The organism is Roseateles sp. Mitsp63 (assembly GCF_059491535.1).
Genome location: NZ_CP168509.1, coordinates 4060401 through 4080806 on the forward strand (window position 1 = coordinate 4060401; position 20406 = coordinate 4080806).

Consider the following 20406-nt stretch of genomic DNA (forward strand, 5'->3'; position numbering starts at 1 on the left):
GGTGCTCCTCTTCGGAGCACCGGGCCGTCTTCGTCAGGCGACGATCACTTGAAGCTGACCGCCTTGCCCGCGGCGTCCTTCACGTGGTCGGTCCACTGCTTGCGCACCAGGTCCTTCACGGCGGCCGGCAGCGGCACGTAGTCCAGCTCGTCGGCGGTCTTGTCGCCCTGGGTGTAGGCCCAGTCGAAGAACTTCAGGGCGGCGGCGGCCTGGGCCGGCTTGTCCTGGGCGGCGTGCATCAGGATGAAGGTCGCGCCGGTGATGGGCCAGCTGGCCTTGCCGGGCTGCTCGGTCAGCACCTGGTAGAACGATTCGTTCCACTTGGCGCCGGCTGCGGCGGCCTTGAAGGCATCGTCGCTCGGGCTGACGAAGGCGCCGTCGGCGTTCTTCATCAGCACGTAGGTCATCTTGTTCTGCTTGGCGTAGGCGTATTCGACGTAGCCGATCGAGTTCGGCAGACGCGTCACGAAGGCCGACACGCCTTCGTTACCCTTGCCGCCCGCGCCGGTCGGCCAGTTCACGGCGGTGCCTTCACCGACCTTGGACTTCCATTCGGCGTTGACCTTGGACAGGTAGTTCGTGAACAGGAAGCTGGTGCCCGAGCCGTCGGCGCGGCGGACCACGGCGATCGCGGCATCGGGCAGCTGCACGCCCGGGTTCAGGGCGGCGATGGCGGGGTCGTTCCACTTGGCGACCTTGCCCAGGTAGATGTCGCCCAGCACCTGGCCGTTCAGCTTCAGCTGGCCGGCGGCGATGCCCTTGACGTTGATGACGGGCACGACGCCGCCGATCACGGTCGGGAACTGCACCAGGCCATCCTTGGCCAGCTGGTCGTCCTTCAGGGGGGCGTCGGACGCGCCGAAGTCGACGGTCTTGGCCTGGATCTGCTTGATGCCGGCGCCCGAACCGACGGACTGGTAATTGATGCGCACGCCGGTCGCCTTGTTGTAGGCGTCAGCCCACTTGGCGTACACGGGAGCCGGGAACGAGGCACCCGCACCGGTCACTTCTTGAGCATGGGCCACGGAGAACATCGCGGCGCAAGCGGCGAACAGCAGGCCAGCACGCAGTTGAGTCATGGTCATTCAGTCCTATCGCGAGGGTTGGTTGGCGAACGGAGCGGATGCTATGACCCCAATGTGACACATCCGTGACGCCGGACCGGAACCGGAAAAATCTCGTTACGCACACCGCCCCAGAGGAGAAACGGGGCGTGGCGGACAGTGCGCCGGGCATTGTCATATTCGATTCACCCCGTTGTCATCTTCGATCCCTAGCCTGCTCAGGCGCGGGAAGACCCTCCTGATGACGGTGTCGGCACCATGACGGTGCCGATGATCCGGAGGAATCCGCCCCGCTCAGCCCGAAGAGCCACGCGCGACGCGGCCGCAACCAATGCAATCAGGCCGCCGGTGCTCACGCATCGGCGGCCATTCTTTGGTTTCACTCGGAGATCCGCGCCCAGCGGACCGGGCGGCGGATCAGTGGCGGATCGCGTCGGCCAGACGTTCGGCGCAGCGTTGCGCCAGCCCGGCGTCGCTGGCCTCGACCATGACTCGCAGCAGCGGCTCGGTGCCCGACTTGCGGATCAGCACCCGCCCCCGGTCGCCGAGCTCGGCCATGACCTCGGCTTCGATGCGGGCCAGCGCGGCGTTGCTTTTCCAATCCTGCTGGTCGGCCTGCAGACGGACATTGATCAGCGTCTGCGGGAACAGCGAGACGCCGTCGAGCAGGTCGGACAGCCGCCGGCCGCTGCGGCAGATGGCCTCCAGCACCAGCAGGCTGCTGACGATGCCGTCACCCGTCGTGTGACGGTCCAGTGCCAGCAGGTGGCCCGAACTCTCGCCGCCGAACTGCCACCCGCGGGCAGCCAGTTCCTCGAGGACGTAACGGTCGCCGACCTTGGCGCGGACGAATTCGACATCGCGCTGTCGCAGCGCCAGTTCGATCGCCATGTTCGTCATCAGCGTGCCGACGGCGCCGGCCACGCGCTCGCCGCGGGCCAGCCGGTCCGCCACCATCACGTACAGCAGTTCGTCGCCGTTGTAGAGACGGCCCTCGCCGTCCACCATCTGCAGCCGGTCCGCATCGCCGTCCAGCGCGATGCCATAGTCCGCGCGATGCTCCTTGACCGCGGCGACCAGCGCCTCGGGCGAGGTGGCGCCCACCTTGTCGTTGATGTTGAAGCCATCGGGCTTGTTGCCGATGGTGATCACCTCGGCGCCCAACTCATGGAACACCGACGGCGCCACCTGATAGGCCGCGCCGTTGGCCGCGTCGACCACCAGCTTCATGCCGCGCAGGCTCAGGTCGCCGCTGAAGCTCGCCTTGCAGAACTCGATGTAGCGGCCCTGCGCGTCATCCAGGCGGCGGGCCCGGCCCAGACTGGCCGAATCGACCCAGACTGGGGGCTCATCCAGGACTGCCTCGACGTCCAGCTCCCAGGCGTCGGGCAGCTTTTCGCCCTTGGACGAGAAGAACTTGATGCCGTTGTCCGCGAACGGGTTGTGCGATGCCGAGATCACCACGCCCAGGTGCTGGCGCAATGCCCGGGCCAGGTAGGCGACGCCGGGGGTCGGCAGCGGACCGGTCAACAGCACGTTGACGCCGGCCGAGGCGAAGCCGGCCTCGAGCGCCGATTCAAGCATGTAGCCGGAGATGCGGGTGTCCTTGCCGATCAGGACGCTGGGCTTGGCGTAACTGCGTTTGAGCACGCGGCCGACCGCATGACCCAGGCGCAACATGAAATCGGGCGTGATGGGTGTGCGGCCCACGGTCCCGCGGATTCCGTCGGTTCCGAAATACTTCCGGCTCATCGAAGCGACCTCCTGCGACTTCTCAATCTCGAATCGGAGGATTGTCGCCGAACGCGGAGGAGCCACTTCCTTCCCGCCAGACTCACCCGCGAACGGGGGACGAGCCGGCGGCGTGGCCCGCGAGGATCAGGCCTGCGGAGCGCCGAACGCCTGCCAGACCTTCAGCGCATCGACGGTCGCACCGACGTCATGCACGCGAACGACGCGCGCTCCGAGCGCCACCGACGCCAGAGCGGCGCCGACGCTGGCGGGCATGCGCTCGTCCACCGCCTTTCCGGTGACGGCACCCAGCGTCGACTTGCGCGACCACCCGATCAGCAGCGGCCTCCCCAGCGCGAGCAACTCGCGCTGACGCCGCTGGAGTTCCAGGTTCTGCTCGACGGTCTTGGCGAAACCGTAGCCCGGATCCAGCGTGATCCGCTCGGCCGCGACGCCGACTTCAACCAGGTGCCGCAATCGCTCGGCGAGGAAAGCGGCGACCTCGGTCACGACATCCCCGTAATCGGTCAGTTGCTGCATGCCGGCCGGCTGCCCCCGCATGTGCATCAGACAGATGCCGGCGCTGCCATGGCCGGCGAGCAACGCATCCGCCCCCTCGTCGCGCAGCGCCTGCACGTCGTTGATGATGTCGACACCCAGGTCCAGCGCGCGCCGCATGACCTCGGTCTTGCAGGTATCGACCGACACCGGCACGCCGAAATTCAAGGCAGCCCGAAGCACGGGCTCGAGGCGGCGCCATTCCTCATCGGCCTCCAGACGCGGCGCGCCCGGACGCGTCGATTCACCGCCCAGGTCCAGGATGTCGACACCCTCGCCTAGCAGCCGTTCGCAGAAGTCGATGGCGCTGGATGCATCGGCATGCTGGCCACCGTCCGAGAACGAATCAGGCGTCACGTTGACGATGCCCATGACCAGCGGCCGTTCCGCCAGATCAAGGTCGAAGCGCGTGGTTTTCCAGATCGAAGGAGAAGTCATGGGCGGGTGAGTGTCGGGCGTCCGGCCTCGCGCTCGTGCGCGCGAAACGGCCACGCCAAATGAGCAGTATGACGCAAGCAGTTCCCCCTCTCGGCAGCCCTGCTCCTCCGTAACCCCGCCGAGACGCCCGGAAAGCAGAAGGGCCGGTCTTTCGACCGGCCCTTCGGGAAGCTGTCAGGCGACGTTCAGGCCGCCCGTGAATCCATCGGCATCAAGCCGCGGCGGGAGCGCTGCCCGTGCTGACAGCCGGCGTACCGCCGCTGTCCGACTTGTTGGCGGGCGGCGTCCAGTCCTTCGGAGGACGCGGCGGACGACCATCCATGATGTCGTCGATCTGGTCGGCGTCGATGGTTTCCCATTCAAGCAGCGCGGTGGCCATCGAATGCATCTTGTCCTTGTTGCCCTCGATCAGGTCACGCGCGATCGTGTACTGCTCGTCGATGATCTTGCGGATTTCCTGGTCCACCTTGCGCATCGTCTCTTCCGACATGTTGGTCGTCTTCGTGACCGAGCGGCCCAGGAAGACCTCGCCTTCATTGTCGGCATAGACCATCGGCCCCAGCTCGTCCGTCATCCCGTAGCGGGTGACCATGTCGCGGGCGATGGCGGTGGCGCGCTCGAAGTCGTTGCTCGCGCCGGTCGTCATCTGATTCATGAAGACTTCTTCGGCGATACGGCCACCGAACAGCACCGAGATCGTCGACAGCATGCGTTCCTTGTCCATGCTGTAGCGATCGCCTTCGGGCAGCTGCATCGTCACGCCCAAGGCGCGGCCGCGCGGGATCACCGTCACCTTGTGGACCGGATCGGTCTTGGGCAGCAGGCGCGCCACCAGCGCGTGGCCGGCTTCGTGGTAGGCGGTGTTCTTGCGCTCTTCCTCGGGCATGACCATGGACTTCCGCTCGGGGCCCATCATGATCTTGTCCTTGGCCTTCTCGAAGTCCTGCATGTCGACCACCCGGCCATTGCGGCGGGCGGCGAACAGCGCGGCCTCATTGACCAGGTTGGCCAGGTCGGCGCCCGAGAAACCAGGGGTGCCGCGCGCCAGGATGTCGGCGCGGACGTCCTGGCCGACCGGCACCTTGCGCATGTGCACGTTCAGGATCTGCTCGCGGCCCCGCACGTCCGGCAGCGTCACGTAGACCTGGCGGTCGAAGCGGCCCGGACGCAGCAGCGCCGGATCCAGGATGTCCGGACGGTTGGTCGCGGCCATCACGATGACGCCCAGGTTGGTATCGAAGCCGTCCATCTCGACCAGCATCTGGTTGAGCGTCTGCTCGCGCTCGTCGTTGCCGCCGCCCAGGCCGGCGCCGCGATGGCGGCCGACCGCGTCGATTTCGTCGACGAAGATGATGCAGGGGGCGCTCTTCTTGGCCTGCTCGAACATGTCGCGGACACGGGCCGCGCCGACGCCGACGAACATCTCGACGAAGTCCGAGCCCGAGATCGTGAAGAACGGCACCTTCGCCTCACCGGCGATGGCCTTGGCCAGCAGCGTCTTGCCGGTGCCCGGAGGGCCGACCAGCAGCACGCCGCGCGGAATGCGGCCGCCCAGCTTCTGGAACTTCTGCGGATCCTTCAGGAAGTCCACGAGTTCCTTGACCTCTTCCTTGGCCTCGTCGCAGCCGGCGACGTCGGCGAAGGTCGTGGTGTTGTTGGCCTCGTCGAGCATGCGCGCCTTCGATTTGCCGAAGCTGAACGCGCCACCCTTGCCGCCGCCCTGCATCTGGCGCATGAAGTACACCCAGACGGCGATCAGCAGCAGCATCGGCCCCCAGCTGAGCAGGATGCTCATCAGGACCGAGGGCTCTTCACGGGGCTTGGCGTCGAACTTGACGCCGTAGTTGATCAGGTCACCGATCAGGCCGCGATCCATGTACGGGGCGGTCGTGCGCAGCTTGTTGCCATCGCTGGTCTGCGCCACGATCTCCGTACCGGCGGGCGTCTCCTGCAACGTGACCTGCTTGATGCGCTTGGCACGGACTTCATCGAGGAAGTCAGAGTAGACGATCGGATTCCCCTGGGTTGCGCTGCGATCGAACTGCTTGAAGACGGTGAACAGCACAAGGGCGATCACCATCCACACAGCCACTTTCGAGAACCACTGATTGTTCACCGCGACTCCTTTGTCATTCCATCACCGCACGCCCTTGAGTACAGCCTTGGGCAGCGGACTTTCACGGCATATGGGGCGGATTCTAGGCCAGTCAAGTCCCCAGCCCTGATTGGCATTCCCATACGCCACGATAGATATTGCCACGCGCACCGTTTGGCGACGGGCCGAAGCGGACCCGACTTTGACGCCTGATCGGCCCTTCAGTCGAAAGAGACCGCCTTCGCGCCCCGTTCGCGGCGCTTTTCAGACCTTCTTCAAGCCGATGCCGACCAGGAAGTTCTCGGACGATCTTTCCCGTGACGCCTTCGGCTTGCTGGTCTTGACCTTCTTGAACTGGGCGCGGAAGGCATGAACCAACTGGTCGTAGCCGCTGCCGTGGAACACCTTGGCAACCAGCGCGCCTTCCGGCTTGAGATGCTGCCGGGAGAAATCGAGCGCGAGTTCGATCAGATGCTCCATGCGGGCGGCGTCCGTGCTCTCGATGCCCGACAGGTTGGGCGCCATGTCCGACACCACCAGGTCCACCTTCTGCCCGCCCAGCGCCGATTCGAGCTGGCTCAGCACCTCGTCCTCCCGGAAATCGCCCTGGATGAATTCGACGCCTTCGATCGGCTCGAACTCCAGCAGGTCCAGCGCGATGATGCGGCCGTTCAACTGCCCGACCGCCGCGCCCCCGGCGCCGGCCTCCTTGGGCGCGAAACGCCGCCGCAGATACTGGCTCCAGGCCCCCGGCGACGCCCCGAGGTCGACCACCACCTGCCCGGGGCGGATCAACTGGAATTCCTCGTCGATCTCCTTGAGCTTGTAGGCGGCGCGCGAGCGGTAACCCTCTTTCTGGGCCAATTTCACGTAGGGATCATTGACGTGGTTGTTGAGCCACGCCTTGTTCACCTTCTTGCTTTTGGTATCGACTTTCATTGCACGGATAATAGGCAGATGCCTGCTATTCAATTGACCCCTGCCCAGCGCAAGGAAAAACGCGCCGATGCACACCACCTGGATCCGGTGGTGATGATAGGCGCCGACGGCCTGACGGCTGCTGTGACCAAGGAGGTCGACGGCGCCCTGAAGGCCCACGGCCTGATCAAGGTCCGCGTGATGTCGGACGACCGACAGGGCCGCGAGGAGATCCTCGCCACGCTCGCCGACGCGCTCGACGCCGCCCCGATCCAGCACATCGGCAAGCTGCTGGTGCTGTGGCGCCCGATGCCCGAGAAGGAAAAGGCCGTCAAGGAAGATGCCCGCCCGGCACCCAAGACCGTCAAGATCGTGAAGTTCTCGAAGAGCGGCAACAACCGTCCGCAGATCAAGAAGGTCACCGTGCTGGGCAACCAGCGCGTCACCCAGGGCGGCGAGGTCAAGCGCGCCAAGAAGCCGCGCCAGACCAGCGTCAAGAAATCCAGCCAAGGCTGATCGCGCCAAGGCGCCGCCGGTTTCCCCGGCTCCAACAACAAGACGGCCCGCAGGCCGTCTTTTCTCTTGCGCTCGCCTCGCTGCTGGTCGATCAACGCGTTGGCGGGCCGCTCAGGCGCCACGCCAGCGTCAGCACGGCAATCGTTCGCAGACCAAAGAACACCAGCGAGACCGCATGCAACTGCAGGAAGCTCCAGCTGCCCTGCCCCTGCCTCGCGGCCTCCATCATCGGCTGCAGCGCGAAATAGCCGGCGGCGGTGAAGCCGATGGCCAGCAGCGGCAGCAGGAATCCCGGATTCATCGCCGAGCCGCCCACCACGCCATCGCGATGCAGCCGCCGCTCCATGAGGATCAGCAGCACGCCCGCTGCCAGCGCGAAGCGCGCGTCCATCTCGAACAGCCGCGCGACATACCTGCCGGCCACCGCCCGCTCCAGTGTCGCGAAGGCATTGGGCGCCGCGAGCAGCGCCACCGCCAGCAGCTCGCCGGCCCACAGCGAGGCCAGCAGCGCGCGGATCCGGAGCAGCATCGGCAAGCGCCTCAGATGTAGCGGACTTCGACGATCTCGTAGCGCTTGATGCCACCGGGCGCCACGACCTCGGCGACATCGCCGGCCTCCTTGCCGATCAGCGCGCGGGCGATCGGGGAGCTGATCGAGATCAGGCCCTGCTTCAGGTCGGCCTCGTCGTCGCCGACGATCTGGTACGTGACCTCGTTGCCGGACTCTTCCTCTTCCAGGTCCACGGTGGTGCCGAAGACCACCTTGCCGCCGGCGTCCACCTCGGACGGATCGATCACCTGGGCCGACGACAGCTTGCCCTCGATCTCCAGGATGCGGCCCTCGATGAAGCCCTGCTTGTCCTTGGCGGCTTCGTACTCGGCGTTCTCCGACAGGTCGCCCTGGGCGCGCGCCTCGGCGATCGCGTTGATCACGGCGTGCCGCTCGACCGTTTTCAGCCGATGCAGTTCTTCCTTGAGCTTCTCAGCGCCGCGCTTGGTCAATGGAATCGTGGCCATGTCTCTAGAACCTTGAAAAACAAAACAAACCGCCGCTGCCGCTCAGGATCGCTGAGCAGCGGCGGCGGAATGGATGGGGCAGTTTAATGCAGTTCGGCGTGCAGTTCCTGCAGCGATTGCACCAGCAGGCCGTCCTTGTGCTTCATGCCTTCGACCGCGGCTTCGCAGCCGGCCATCGTCGTGTAGTAGGTCACCCGGTTGGCCAGCGCCGCCTGGCGGATGTGGCGGCTGTCGGCAATCGCCGTGCGCGTCTCGTCGACGGTCGTGAACACCAGCTGGATGTCGCCGCCCTTGATCATGTCGACGATGTGCGGACGGCCGTCCTTGACCTTGTTGACGACGCGCACCGGTACGCCGGCGGCCTCGATCGCCGCGGCCGTGCCCTTGGTCGCGACCACGCCGAAGCCCAGCGCCGCCAGGTCACGCGCCAGCGCGACGGCACGGTCCTTGTCATTGTTCTTGACGGTGATCAGCACGTTGCCCTGACGCGGCAGGCGCGAACCCGCGCCCAGCTGGCTCTTCAGCATCGCCTCGCCGAAGGTCCGGCCGGCGCCCATGACTTCGCCGGTCGAACGCATTTCCGGGCTGAGGATGGGATCCACGCCAGGGAACTTGTTGAACGGGAAGACCGCCTCCTTGACGCTGAAGTACGGCGGCTGGATCTCGACCGGCGGCTTGCCCCCGGCGGCCTTCTGGTCCTTGAGCTTGACGCCGGCCATGCAGCGCGCGGCGATCTTGGCCAGCGGCTGGCTGGTCGCCTTCGAGACGAAGGGCACCGTGCGCGACGCGCGCGGGTTCACCTCGAGCACGTACACCGTGTTCTCGGCCAGGCCCTTGGTCACGTCGCCCTGGATCGCGAACTGCACGTTCATCAGGCCCACGACCTTCAGCGCCCGGGCCATCGCCGCGGTCTGGCGGCGCAGCTCGTCCTGCAGCTCCTTGGACAGCGTGTACGGGGGCAGCGAGCAGGCCGAGTCGCCGGAGTGGATGCCGGCCGCCTCGATGTGCTCCATGATGCCGCCCATCATCGTGTCCTCGCCGTCGCAGATGCAGTCGACGTCGACCTCGACCGCGTCCTCCAGGAAGCGGTCCAGCAGCACCGGCGACTTCTCGCTGACGCGCACGGCCTCGCGCATGTAGCGCTCCAGGTCCTTGTCGCCATGAACGATCTCCATCGCGCGGCCGCCCAGCACGTAGCTCGGGCGCACGACCAGCGGGTAGCCGATCTCGTTGGCCAGCGCGACGGCCTGGTCCTCGTTGCGCGCGGTGCGGTTGGGCGGCTGGCGCAGGCCCAGCTCATGCAGCAGCTTCTGGAAGCGCTCGCGGTCCTCGGCGATGTCGATCGAGTCCGGCGTCGTGCCGATGATGGGCACGCCGTTGGCCTCCAGGTCCAGCGCCAGCTTCAGCGGCGTCTGGCCGCCGTACTGCACGATCACGCCGACCGGCTTTTCCTTCGCCACGATCTCCAGCACGTCCTCGAGCGTCACTGGCTCGAAGTACAGGCGGTCCGAGGTGTCGTAGTCGGTGGAGACGGTCTCCGGATTGCAGTTGACCATGATGGTCTCGTAGCCGTCCTCGCGCATCGCGAGGGCCGCGTGGACGCAGCAGTAGTCGAACTCGATGCCCTGGCCGATGCGGTTCGGACCGCCGCCCAGCACCATGATCTTCTTCTTGTCGGACGGATTGGCCTCGCACTCCTCGTCGTAGGTCGAGTACATGTAGGCGGTCTGCGTCGCGAATTCGGCGGCGCAGGTGTCGACGCGCTTGTAGACCGGACGCACGTTCAGGGCGTGACGGGCCTTGCGGACCTCGTGCTGGTTGGTGCCCAGCAGCTTGGCCAGGCGCTTGTCCGAGAAGCCCTTCTTCTTCAGCAGGCGCAGCTCGTCGGCGCTCAGCGAGGCCAGCGCGCGGCCGCCCAGCGACTGCTCGATCTTGATCAGCTGCTCGATCTGTGCCAGGAACCACGGATCGATCTTCGTTTCCTCGAAGACCTCGTCCAGCGTCATGCCGATGCGGAACGCGTCGCCCAGGAACAGGATGCGCGACGGGCCGGGCTCGCCGATCTCCTGGACGATCTCCTCGCGATCGGCGCTGATCTCGCTCAGGCCGTCGATGCCGGTCTCCAGGCCGCGCAGCGCCTTCTGGAACGACTCCTGGAAGCTGCGGCCCATGGCCATCACCTCGCCGACCGACTTCATCTGCGTCGTCAGGCGCGAGTCGGCCATCGGGAACTTCTCGAAGGCGAAGCGCGGAATCTTCGTCACGACGTAGTCGATGCTGGGCTCGAACGAGGCCGGCGTGATGCCGCCGGTGATGTCGTTCTTGAGCTCGTCCAGCGTGTAGCCGACGGCCAGCTTCGCGGCGATCTTGGCGATCGGGAACCCGGTGGCCTTGGAGGCCAGCGCCGACGAGCGCGACACGCGCGGATTCATCTCGATGACGACCATGCGGCCATCGACCGGGTTGATCGAGAACTGCACGTTGGAGCCGCCGGTGTCGACGCCGATCTCGCGCAGGATCGCGATCGAGGCATTGCGCAGCAGCTGGTATTCCTTGTCGGTCAGCGTCTGCGCCGGGGCCACGGTGATCGAGTCACCGGTGTGGATGCCCATCGGATCCAGGTTCTCGATCGAGCACACGATGATGCAGTTGTCCGCCTTGTCGCGGACCACTTCCATCTCGTATTCCTTCCAGCCGATCAGCGATTCCTCGATCAGCAGCTCATTGGTCGGCGACAGGTCGAGGCCGCGCTTGCAGATCTCCTCGAACTCCTCCGGGTTGTAGGCGATGCCGCCGCCGGTGCCGCCCAGCGTGAAGCTCGGGCGGATGACCATCGGGAAGCCCGCGCCGCCGATCTCGGCGTGGATGCGCTTCTGCACGCTCCAGGCCTCTTCCAGCGAATGCGCGATGCCCGAGCGGGCCGAGCCCAGCCCGATCTTGGTCATCGCGTCCTTGAACTTCAGGCGGTCCTCGGCCTTCTCGATCGCATGCTCGTTGGCGCCGATCATCTCGACCTGGTACTTGTCCAGCACGCCGTGCTTGTGCAGGTCGAGCGCGCAGTTCAGTGCGGTCTGGCCGCCCATGGTCGGCAGGATCGCGTCGGGGCGCTCCTTGGCGATGATCTTCTCGACCACCTGCCAGGTGATGGGCTCGATGTAGGTGACGTCCGCGGTGTCGGGGTCCGTCATGATGGTCGCCGGGTTGCTGTTCACCAGGATGACCTTGTAGCCCTCCTCGCGCAGCGCCTTGCAGGCCTGGGCGCCCGAGTAGTCGAACTCGCAGGCCTGGCCGATGATGATCGGGCCGGCGCCGATGATGAGGATGCTCTTGATATCAGTACGCTTGGACATGTGTCGGCTCCCTCTTCATCAGGCCTTGGACATCAGACCGATGAAGCGGTCGAACAGATACGAAATGTCATGCGGGCCGGGGCTCGCTTCCGGGTGGCCCTGGAAGCAGAACGCCGGCTTGTCGGTGCGGGCCAGGCCCTGCAGCGTGCCGTCGAACAGGCTGACGTGCGTCGGGCGCAGGTTCGCGGGCAGCGTCCCGGGATCTACCGCGAAGCCGTGGTTCTGGCTGGTGATGCTGACCCGGCCGTTGTCCAGGTCCTTCACCGGATGGTTCGCGCCGTGGTGGCCGAACTTCATCTTGAAGGTCTTCGCGCCCGAGGCCAGCGCCATGATCTGGTGGCCCAGGCAGATGCCGAAGGTCGGGATGCCGGCCTCGATCAGTTGCGCGGTCGCCTTGATCGCGTAGTCGCAGGGTTCCGGGTCGCCGGGGCCGTTGGACAGGAACACGCCGTCGGGCTCGAGATCGAAGACCTCGGAGGCCGGCGTCTGCGCCGGCACGACGGTGATGCGGCAGCCGCGCGAGGCCAGCATGCGCAGGATGTTGCTCTTGACGCCGAAGTCGTAGGCGACGACGTGGAACTTGGGCGCAGCCTGCTCGCCGTAGCCCTTGCCGAGCGTCCACTCGGTCTGGGTCCAGGTCTCGCGGCCGGTGCGGCTCACGACCTTGGCCAGGTCCAGGCCCGCCATGCTGGGCGCGCCCTGGGCGGCGGCGATGGCCTCGTCGATGTGGGCCTGTGTGATCTGCTCGCCGGCGCCGAGCGCCAGGATGCAGCCGTTCTGGGCGCCCTTCTCGCGCAGCACGCGCGTCAGGCGGCGCGTGTCCAGGTCGGCGATGGCGACGGTGCCCTCGTCGCGCAGGTACTGCTGGAGCGAGCGGCTCTTGCGGAAGTTGGAATCAAGGACGGGGGCTTCCTTGATGATGAGGCCTGCGGCATGGATCTTCGAAGCCTCGACGTCCTCGTCGTTGACGCCGTAGTTGCCGATGTGCGGATACGTCAGCGTGACGATCTGCCGGCAGTAACTGGGGTCGGTGAGGATTTCTTGGTAGCCGGTGAGCGAGGTGTTGAACACCACTTCACCGACGGTCCGGCCGGCGGCGCCGAGCGCGGAACCCTTGAAGACCGTGCCGTCTGCCAGGGCAAGAATCGCGGGAGGAGCGGAAAGCAGATCGGGCAGCACGGGGAACTCCATTGTTGTGCGCGCGCCCGGCTCTGCTTCAGGGTCCTGACCGCCGCCGGCACGCGCCATGGACGGCTGGCGCGCGGGTGCGACCGGGTCTCCTGTGAGGGAGTCGATCCAAGGGGATCCGATGCGATCGGGGGAGGAAGTGTGCGGGACGCGGTAGGTTGCGGGTAAACCTGACAAGTATAACCCGCCAGGGTATCTACTGACCAATTTTGCGCAAATCGGTCATCAGGCGGACATTGCGAAGCACCCCCGTTGATGTCGCAAGCAGCGCCGGTTCAAGCGGCCGCGCCGGAGCCTGAGCTGCATTCAACCCGCGCGGCCGAGAACCGCAACCGGCCACACCCCTCACACAGCGCCCTTCATCAGCCCCGCTCGAAGCGCGCATGTTCAGTTTCATTCCCAACGCCCTTCAACCCCTGGCCAACCTGGTTGACCTGCTGTGGACCCCTCCGCAGGAGAAGGTGCGCCAGCTGCCCGATGACACGAAAACGCGCTCCTGCAGCCTGCCCGGCAACACAAAACTCCATTACGTCCGCGACCCGGAGGCGATGCAACAGCTGGCAAAGGATCGCGCAGTGGATCGCGGCCCCGGGGCGAACCTGCTGCGCTCCATCTTCGGCGCCGAAACGACCTTCCTGGCTCCGCACGGCCCGGCGCACAGCAAGGCTGTGGGCCACCTCAATCGTCATCTGAACCGGTTCAGGATCAACGAGTTGACGCCCGAGATCGCGAACTTCGCGGTCGAGGCGGTCGATGGCATACGGCACAGCATCGCGACGTCCAAGTCGGCGTCCGCGCTCGTGGACCTGCGCGAGGTGGTGCTGCACTACCTGATGAACTCGGGCGCCTTCGCCATCGCGAACACCAAGGTGGACCTGTCCACGCAGGTGGCCGTGTTCCAGCGCGGCGTCGATGCGCTGCACGAGGAGGCCACCTCGATGCTGAAGACCGCGATCGCGGCAAACAAACCTGAGGCGGCCGAGTTCATGGCGCCAAGGGCACGCCGGGAGGCCGCCAATTTCCAGGAGGCCGGGCGGCTGATGCTGGTGGCGGCGGCACAGCAGCATGATCTGCGCCCCTCACTGGCGCTGGCCACAATGAAGGGCTACGGCATCGATCCCACGAAAGTCACTGAGGACAGCGACTTCCCGCCGGATCTCAAGGCCAGGGTCTCGATGGATCTGGCCGCATCGCTGTTCACCACGGCAAATCTCATCGAGATGACACTGCACCACCTCTACACCCATCCGAAGGAACTGGAGCAGCTGCGAGCAGCCATTCAGGACGATTACCCAGACGGCGTCGGCGGCGTCTCCACCCTGCGCGAGTGCCCGACCTACCGCATGATGCTGTCGCTGCTGACGGCCCACAGTCCGGTCACCATCGTCTCTCGCGACGTGATGATGAACACCTCCTTCACCGACTGTCATGGTCGGCGGCATGACCTGTGCAAGGGCGACGCGCTGATCTTCGACGTCGAGGGCATGCAGGCGCGGCAGCGGCCCGCGCTCGACGCCCGGCTGGCGGCCGAGCCGGACGGCGCACCCGCGCTCAAGATGATGGACCGGCGAAACCGCGCCGTGATGCCGATGTTCTACACCGGCCGCAATCTGTGTCCCGGCCGCTACCTGGCCATGGTGGAGGCGTTTCTCCTCACGGTCGAGATGGTGAAGGCGCTGGACGGCGAGCCGGACCGGAAACGGGAAGTCGTCCGCGGCATCGTGAACCACCTGGACGGCGATTCCAAGGTCCGGATGCGCCAGGCCCCGCCCGCGTCCGAGGCGGCCCTCGGCAACGCGATCAGCCCGCCGTCACCCGCATCGGCTTCTGCATGAGGTCGCAGGTCTTGCCCTTCTTGGCCCGCTTGCCGGCATAGGATGCCAGCGCCACGCCCTTGAGCGGCTCCTCCTTGGCCTTGCCGCCGCGCGCCGTGCCGCTGACCAGCAACTGCGTCGTGAAGGCGGCGATGCTGACCAGCGCGTCCTTGGCGTCCAGGTCGATCAGCGTGAGCCCGCGGCCGCCCTTGGGCTGGTGCTTGAGCTCGTCGATCGCGAAGGTCAGCAGGCGGCCCGCCATCGACAGGCAGGCGACCTGCACGCCGGCGACTTCGCCGGCGGGCACCGTCGCCGGCGGCAGCGGCCGCTCGTCGCCTTCCAGGCTGAGGAAACTCTTGCCCGCCTTCTGGCGGCCGACCAGGTCGCCGACCTCGGCCACCAGGCCGAAGCCGCCCGTGCCGGCCAGCAGCAGCTTCTGCGTCGCCGCGCCGGCGAAGTAATGGGCGATCTGGCTGCCCGACTCGAGCTCGATCAGCGTCGTGATCGGTTGCCCGTCGCCGCGGCCGCCCGGCAGCGCCGACACCGGCACCGAGTACGCCCGCCCGTTGGAGCCCAGCACCACCAGCGGATCGACGCTGCGGCACGGGAACACGCCATACAGCGAGTCGCCCGACTTGAAGGCCAGCGCTGCCGGATCCACTTCGTGGCCCTTGAGCGCGCGCACCCAGCCCTTCAGGCTGACGACCACCGTGACCGGCTCGTCGACGATGCGGACCTCGGCCACCGCGCGCTTGTCCTCCTGGATCAGCGTGCGGCGGTCGTCGCCGTACTCCTTCTTGTCGGCCTCGATCTCCTTGATCACCGTGCGCCGCAGCACCGATGGATTCGACAGGATCTCCTCGAGCTTGCCGGCCTCCTCGCGCAGCTCCTTGAGCTGCTGCTCGATCTTGATGAACTCCAGCCGCGCCAATTGACGCAGACGGATCTCCAGGATGTCCTCGGCCTGCCGGTCGCTCAGCGCGAAGCGTTCGATCAGCGCGGGCTTGGGCTCATCCGAGTTGCGGATGATCGCGATGACCTCGTCGATGTGCAGCAGGATCTGATGCCGACCCTCCAGGATGTGGATGCGGTCGCGGACCTTGTCCAGGCGGTGCTGCGTGCGGCGCGTCACCGTGCCCAGGCGGAAGCCCAGCCACTCGGTGAGGATCTTGCGCAGCGTCTTCTGCACCGGGCGGCCGTCGTCGCCGACCATCGTCAGGTTCAGCGGCGCCGAGGTCTCCAGGCTGGTGTGCGCCAGCAGCGTGTTGACCAGGTCCTGCTGCTCGATCGCGCGGCTCTTGGGCTCGAACACCAGCCGCACCGGCGCGTCCTTGTTGGACTCATCGCGCGCCTTGTCCAGCACGCCCAGCACGGTGCCCTTGAGCTGCAGCTGCTCCGGCGTCACCGTCTTCTTGCCGGTCTTGACCTTCGGATTGGTGAGCTCCTCGATCTCCTCGAGCACCTTGGCCGTGCTGACGCCCTGCGGCAGCTCGGTCACCACCAGCTGCCACTGGCCGCGGGCCAGGTCCTCGATCTTCCAGCGCGCGCGCAGTTTCAGGCTGCCGCGGCCGGTGTTGTAGGCCGCGCGGATCTCCTCCGCCGAGCTGATCAGCTGACCGCCGCCCGGATAGTCCGGCCCCTTGATCACCTCGAAGAGCTCATCGTCGCTGGCGTCGGGGCGCTTGAGCAGCAGCACCGCCGCCTCGGCGACCTCGCGCAGGTTGTGGCTCGGCACTTCCGTGGCCATGCCCACCGCGATGCCCGAGGCGCCGTTCAGCAGCACGAAGGGCAGCCGCGCCGGCAGCTCCCGGGGCTCCTCGTAGGAGCCGTCGTAGTTGGGCTGGAAGTCGACCGTGCCCTGGTCGAGTTCGTCCAGCAGCAGGCGCGAATAGTTCGACAGCCGCGCCTCCGTGTAGCGCATCGCCGCGGCGTTGTCGCCGTCGCGGCTGCCGAAATTGCCCTGGCCATCGACCAGCGGATAGCGCTGGCTGAAGTCCTGCGCCATGCGCACCATCGCGTCGTACGCGGCCTGGTCGCCATGCGGGTGGTACTTGCCCAGCACCTCGCCGACGACGCGCGCGCTCTTCACCGCCTTGGCGCCGGTGGCGCCGGTGAAGCCCAGGCCCAGCCGCTCCATCGTGAACAGGATGCGGCGCTGGACCGGCTTCTGCCCGTCGCTGTAGGCCGGCAGCGCGCGGCCCTTCACCACCGACAGCGCGTACTCCAGGTAGGCCTGCTGCGCGTACTGCGCCAGCGTCAGCGCGTCGCCCGACGGGGCCTGGCCGCCCGGGCCGCCCGGGGTCTCGAAATCAAAGGTCTCTTGGGTCATCTGTGCTCGTGCCGGCCCAGGCCGGCGGTTCGTATCTTTGAACGTATCTCTGGAAAACGCGGGATGCGGCGCGGCTCAATCGCCGGGCATCGCGACCATCGTCAGCTGCCGGGCCTGCGTGCCCAGGCTGCGCTGCAGCAGCGCCCAGTACAGCTCGAGCACCAGGTGCACATGCGCCTGCGTCTCGTCGATGTCGGGCATCTGCCCGCCGGCGCGCCGCACCGCACCTTCGCCGGCGTTCCAGGCCGCCAGCGCCGCGTCCAGACGGCCGAAGCGCCGCGTCAGGTCCGCCAGCATCCGCGCGCCGATCAGCACGTTGGTGCGCGGGTCGTGCAGATGGCCCGGGCGCCGCAGTTCGTCGGGCGTCGCGTAGCGCTGGGCCGTCACCGCCGTGATCTGCATCAGCCCGGTCGCGCCACGCGGCGACACCGCATCGGCCTTGAAGCCGGACTCGACGGCGATGATCGCCTTCAGCAGCTCGGCATCGACACCGGTCGCCGCCGCCGCCTCGCGCAGGTAGGGCTGCACCGCCTTGACCTCGGGCGCGATGTCCAGCCACGTCAGCATCCGCTGCCCGTGATCGGTCTTGCCCGGCACGCGGCGCACGCCGCTCAGCGGCGACATCACCGGCTGGAAGCGGCCGTCGACCTGCATCGGCGCGAAGTGCGCGATGCCCTCGGCGTCCACGTAGCCCCACAGTTCCGCATGGGCCGGCGTCAGCTTGGCCGCGAAGGCCACGGCGATGCTCAGCGCCAGGCGCTTGCGCAGCCGCACGCCGCGCGTCGCGGGGCCGCGGCCGTGGCTCATGACGGCTCCAGCCCCTGCGCCACGCGCGCCTCGTACTCGCGCTTGAGCATCGACATCACGATCAGGTCGTCGAAGCCCGCGTCCTCGCCGATCACCCCGTGCGCATCGGGCAGCGGCTCGGCCCGCACGCATTCGCGCAGCCGGCCCTCCTCGACATAGCCCTCGCTGCGGTACAGCGACTGCGCCCGCGTGTTGCGCCCCTTCACGTCCAGCCAGAAGCGGTGCGCCCCCAGCTGCGTGAAGGCCATCCGCTTGAGCAGCCGCACGCAGGTCCGGCCCACGCCCAGCCCCTTGGGGCCGAGCACGATGCGCTTGAGCTCCACCGAGCGGCTGGGATTGCGGCAGCCCTGCAGGATCACGAAGCCGGCGCGCTGGGCGTCCAGCTCCACGATGAAGTGGCGCGCGTCCGGAAACCGGATGGCGCCTTCGTGCTGCGTGCGTTCCCATGGCGTGATGAAGGGGCGGTTGGCCGCGTCCTGCTCCACGCCGACGGCGAAGTCCAGGTCGGACAGCATCGTCGGGCGGAGGGTGACGCGGTGGTCCTGCATGACGGGCTCCGGCGAGGGTCAGACGTCGATCTCGATGGCGTCGCCGTGCAGCTCCATCAGCTCACGCCGCGCCGCCGCCTCGCCCTTGCCCATCAGCTTGTTCATCGCGCCCTCGGTGTCGGCGATGTCCAGGTCGCCGTAGCGCACCTGCAGCAGGCGTCGCGTCTCGGGGTTCAGCGTGGTGTCCCACAGCTGCTCGGCGTTCATCTCGCCCAGGCCCTTGAAGCGGCTGATGCTCCAGCTGCCCTCGCGCGCGCCTTCCTTGCGCAGCTTGTCGAGGATCGCGGTCTGCTCGCCCTCGTCCAGCGCGTACAGCTTGGCGGCCGGCTTCTTGCCGCGCGCCGGCGCGTCGACGCGGAACAGCGGCGGCCGCGCCACGTAGACGTGGCCGGTGGCGATCAGCTTGGGGAAGTGGCGGAAGAACAGCGTCAGCAGCAGCACCTGGATGTGGGCGCCGTCGACGTCCGCGTCGGAGAGGATGCAGATCTTCCCGTAGCGCAGGCCGGACAGGTCCGGCTCGTCGTTCTTGCCGTGCGGGTCGACGCCGATGGCCACCGAGATGTCGTGGATCTCGTTGTTGGCGAACAGCCGGTCGCGCTCGACCTCCCAGGCGTTCAGCACCTTGCCGCGCAGCGGCAGGATGGCCTGGGTCTCCTTGTCGCGGCCCAGCTTGGCCGAGCCGCCGGCCGAGTCGCCCTCGACCAGGAACAGCTCGTTGTGCAGCAGGTCGGTGCTTTCGCAATCGGTCAGCTTGCCGGGCAGCACGGCCACGCCGGAGCTCTTGCGCTTCTCGACCTTCTGCGCCGCGCGCTGGCGGGTCTGGGCCTGCTTGATGACCAGCTCGGCCAGCTTCTTGCCGTGCTCCACGTGCTGGTTGAGCCACAGCTCCAGCGCCGGCTTGACGAAGGCCGACACCAGCCGCAGCGCGTCGCGCGAGTTCAGCCGCTCCTTGGTCTGCCCCTGGAACTGCGGGTCCAGCACCTTGGCCGAGAGCACGAAGCTGGCGCGCGAGAACACGTCCTCGGCCATCAGCTTCACGCCCTTGGGCGCCAGGGCGTGCATCTCGATGAAGCCCTTGATCGCGCCGAACAGGCCGTCCTTGAGGCCCGATTCATGCGTGCCGCCGGCCACCGTCGGGATCAGGTTCACGTAGCTCTCGCGCATGACCTGGCCCTCCTCGGTGAAGGCCACGCACCAGCTCGCGCCCTCGCCCTCGGCGAAGTTCTCGCTCTCGGAGGCGGTCGCGAACTGCTCGCCCTCGAACAGCGGGATCAGCGGATCCGCGGGGAGCGACTGCATCAGGTAGTCGCGCAGGCCGCCCTTGTAGGTCCAGGTCTGCGTCTCGCCGTTCTTCTCCTGCGTCAGCGTCACGGTGACGCCGGGCATCAGCACGGCCTTGGAGCGCAGCAGGTGGACCAGCTCGTTCCTGGGCAGGTCGGCGCTCTCGAAGTACTTCGCATCGGGCCAGACGCGCACCGTCGTGCCCTGCTTGCGATCGCCGGCCTTGAGATCGGCCTTGCGCGTGGCCACCGGCTCGACGACGTCGCCGCCGGAGAAGGCCAGCGTCGCGACCTGCCCTTCGCGGTAGACCGTCACCTGCAGCCGCCTGGCCAGGGCGTTGGTCACCGACACGCCGACGCCGTGCAGGCCGCCGGAGAAGCTGTAGGCGCCGCCGGCGCCCTTGTCGAACTTGCCGCCGGCGTGCAGCCGGGTGAAGACGATCTCCACGACCGGCACGCCTTCCTCGGGGTGCAGGCCGTAGGGAATGCCGCGGCCGTCGTCCTCGATCGTGATCGAGCCGTCGGTGTGCTGGATGACCGCGATGCGCTTGCCATGTCCGGCCAGCGCCTCGTCGGCCGCGTTGTCGATCACCTCCTGGATGATGTGCAGGGGGTTGTCGGTCCGGGTGTACATGCCCGGGCGCTGCTTGACCGGCTCCAGGCCCTTGAGGACGCGGATCGAGCCTTCGCCGTAGCTGCCGGGAGAGGTGACTGCTTTGGTTGCCATGGGGCGGGATTCTATGCAGCGCCGGT

At 67.2% G+C, this 20406-nt stretch carries 15 protein-coding genes; 2 read left to right on the forward strand and 13 right to left on the reverse strand.

The window, feature by feature from the left end; all coding sequences use genetic code 11:
* Positions 1–44 precede the first annotated feature (44 nt).
* The 5 genes from pstS to ACEN96_RS17730 all read right to left on the reverse strand — a co-directional run bounded on the left by pstS (position 45) and on the right by ACEN96_RS17730 (position 6825).
* Positions 45–1034 carry a phosphate ABC transporter substrate-binding protein PstS gene (gene pstS / locus ACEN96_RS17710; RefSeq protein ID WP_495588634.1) on the reverse strand — a complete coding sequence of 330 codons (990 nt, stop codon included), beginning with the start codon at positions 1032–1034 and terminating at the stop codon, positions 45–47.
* 447 nt (positions 1035–1481) lie between these two features.
* Entirely contained in the window at positions 1482–2816 is a 1335-nt protein-coding gene (glmM, locus tag ACEN96_RS17715) for a phosphoglucosamine mutase (protein ID WP_495584393.1), read from the reverse strand.
* Between the two features lie 126 nt (positions 2817–2942).
* Complete coding sequence (gene folP, locus ACEN96_RS17720; protein WP_495584394.1) at positions 2943–3791, reverse strand: dihydropteroate synthase; 849 nt, start codon at positions 3789–3791, stop codon at positions 2943–2945.
* 211 nt (positions 3792–4002) lie between these two features.
* On the reverse strand, positions 4003–5907 hold the full coding sequence (ftsH, locus tag ACEN96_RS17725; RefSeq protein WP_495584395.1) for an ATP-dependent zinc metalloprotease FtsH: 1905 nt from the start codon (positions 5905–5907) through the stop codon (positions 4003–4005).
* Positions 5908–6150: 243 nt separating this feature from the next.
* Positions 6151–6825, reverse strand: coding sequence for an RlmE family RNA methyltransferase (locus ACEN96_RS17730; protein ID WP_495588635.1), 675 nt, complete (start codon positions 6823–6825; stop codon positions 6151–6153).
* Between the two features lie 18 nt (positions 6826–6843).
* On the opposite strand from ACEN96_RS17730, the gene yhbY reads away from it, so the two are divergent.
* The gene (gene yhbY / locus ACEN96_RS17735) at positions 6844–7320 is read left to right on the forward strand and encodes a ribosome assembly RNA-binding protein YhbY (protein ID WP_495584396.1); all 477 of its coding nucleotides are present in this window, start codon (positions 6844–6846) and stop codon (positions 7318–7320) included.
* Positions 7321–7411: 91 nt separating this feature from the next.
* Here yhbY and ACEN96_RS17740 read toward each other — a convergent pair whose 3' ends face one another.
* From ACEN96_RS17740 to carA, 4 genes are all read right to left on the reverse strand, one after another.
* Entirely contained in the window at positions 7412–7849 is a 438-nt protein-coding gene (locus ACEN96_RS17740) for a DUF4149 domain-containing protein (protein ID WP_495584397.1), read from the reverse strand.
* Between the two features lie 11 nt (positions 7850–7860).
* Positions 7861–8337: a transcription elongation factor GreA gene (gene greA / locus ACEN96_RS17745; protein WP_343642402.1), complete on the reverse strand. Its 477-nt coding sequence runs from the start codon at positions 8335–8337 to the stop codon at positions 7861–7863.
* 83 nt (positions 8338–8420) lie between these two features.
* Positions 8421–11687 carry a carbamoyl-phosphate synthase large subunit gene (gene carB / locus ACEN96_RS17750; RefSeq protein ID WP_495584398.1) on the reverse strand — a complete coding sequence of 1089 codons (3267 nt, stop codon included), beginning with the start codon at positions 11685–11687 and terminating at the stop codon, positions 8421–8423.
* 18 nt (positions 11688–11705) lie between these two features.
* Positions 11706–12866, reverse strand: coding sequence for a glutamine-hydrolyzing carbamoyl-phosphate synthase small subunit (gene carA / locus ACEN96_RS17755; RefSeq protein ID WP_495584399.1), 1161 nt, complete (start codon positions 12864–12866; stop codon positions 11706–11708).
* 392 nt (positions 12867–13258) lie between these two features.
* On the opposite strand from carA, the gene ACEN96_RS17760 reads away from it, so the two are divergent.
* The gene (locus ACEN96_RS17760; protein WP_495584400.1) at positions 13259–14710 is read left to right on the forward strand and encodes a cytochrome P450 family protein; all 1452 of its coding nucleotides are present in this window, start codon (positions 13259–13261) and stop codon (positions 14708–14710) included.
* Here ACEN96_RS17760 and parC read toward each other — a convergent pair.
* The 4 genes from parC to parE all read right to left on the reverse strand — a co-directional run bounded on the left by parC (position 14676) and on the right by parE (position 20380).
* On the reverse strand, positions 14676–17018 hold the full coding sequence (parC, locus tag ACEN96_RS17765) for a DNA topoisomerase IV subunit A (RefSeq protein ID WP_495584401.1): 2343 nt from the start codon (positions 17016–17018) through the stop codon (positions 14676–14678). The two genes, ACEN96_RS17760 and parC, sit on opposite strands and share 35 nt — an antisense overlap.
* Positions 17019–17093: 75 nt before the next feature.
* Positions 17094–17825, reverse strand: a complete 732-nt coding sequence (locus tag ACEN96_RS17770; protein WP_495584402.1) for a lytic transglycosylase domain-containing protein — start codon at positions 17823–17825, stop codon at positions 17094–17096.
* Positions 17822–18373: a GNAT family N-acetyltransferase gene (locus ACEN96_RS17775; RefSeq protein ID WP_495584403.1), complete on the reverse strand. Its 552-nt coding sequence runs from the start codon at positions 18371–18373 to the stop codon at positions 17822–17824. The genes ACEN96_RS17770 and ACEN96_RS17775 overlap by 4 nt, the downstream gene beginning before the upstream one ends.
* A gap of 18 nt (positions 18374–18391) precedes the next feature.
* Positions 18392–20380 (reverse strand): DNA topoisomerase IV subunit B, encoded by a 1989-nt coding sequence (gene parE, locus ACEN96_RS17780; protein ID WP_495584404.1) that lies wholly within the window; start codon positions 20378–20380, stop codon positions 18392–18394.
* Positions 20381–20406: the final 26 nt, after the last annotated feature.

Bases quoted from the DNA above. Each gene is read 5' to 3' on its own strand.
- pstS (WP_495588634.1), bottom strand. From the start codon at position 1,034: ATGTTCTCCGTGGCCCATGCTCAAGAAGTGACCGGTGCGGGTGCCTCG.
- glmM (WP_495584393.1), bottom strand. From the start codon at position 2,816: ATGAGCCGGAAGTATTTCGGAACCGACGGAATCCGCGGGACCGTGGGC.
- folP (WP_495584394.1), bottom strand. From the start codon at position 3,791: ATGACTTCTCCTTCGATCTGGAAAACCACGCGCTTCGACCTTGATCTG.
- ACEN96_RS17730 (WP_495588635.1), bottom strand. From the start codon at position 6,825: ATGAAAGTCGATACCAAAAGCAAGAAGGTGAACAAGGCGTGGCTCAAC.
- yhbY (WP_495584396.1), top strand. From the start codon at position 6,844: ATGCCTGCTATTCAATTGACCCCTGCCCAGCGCAAGGAAAAACGCGCC.
- ACEN96_RS17740 (WP_495584397.1), bottom strand. From the start codon at position 7,849: ATGCTGCTCCGGATCCGCGCGCTGCTGGCCTCGCTGTGGGCCGGCGAG.
- greA (WP_343642402.1), bottom strand. From the start codon at position 8,337: ATGGCCACGATTCCATTGACCAAGCGCGGCGCTGAGAAGCTCAAGGAA.
- carB (WP_495584398.1), bottom strand. From the start codon at position 11,687: ATGTCCAAGCGTACTGATATCAAGAGCATCCTCATCATCGGCGCCGGC.
- ACEN96_RS17760 (WP_495584400.1), top strand. From the start codon at position 13,259: ATGTTCAGTTTCATTCCCAACGCCCTTCAACCCCTGGCCAACCTGGTT.
- parC (WP_495584401.1), bottom strand. From the start codon at position 17,018: ATGACCCAAGAGACCTTTGATTTCGAGACCCCGGGCGGCCCGGGCGGC.
- ACEN96_RS17770 (WP_495584402.1), bottom strand. From the start codon at position 17,825: ATGAGCCACGGCCGCGGCCCCGCGACGCGCGGCGTGCGGCTGCGCAAG.
- ACEN96_RS17775 (WP_495584403.1), bottom strand. From the start codon at position 18,373: ATGCAGGACCACCGCGTCACCCTCCGCCCGACGATGCTGTCCGACCTG.
- parE (WP_495584404.1), bottom strand. From the start codon at position 20,380: ATGGCAACCAAAGCAGTCACCTCTCCCGGCAGCTACGGCGAAGGCTCG.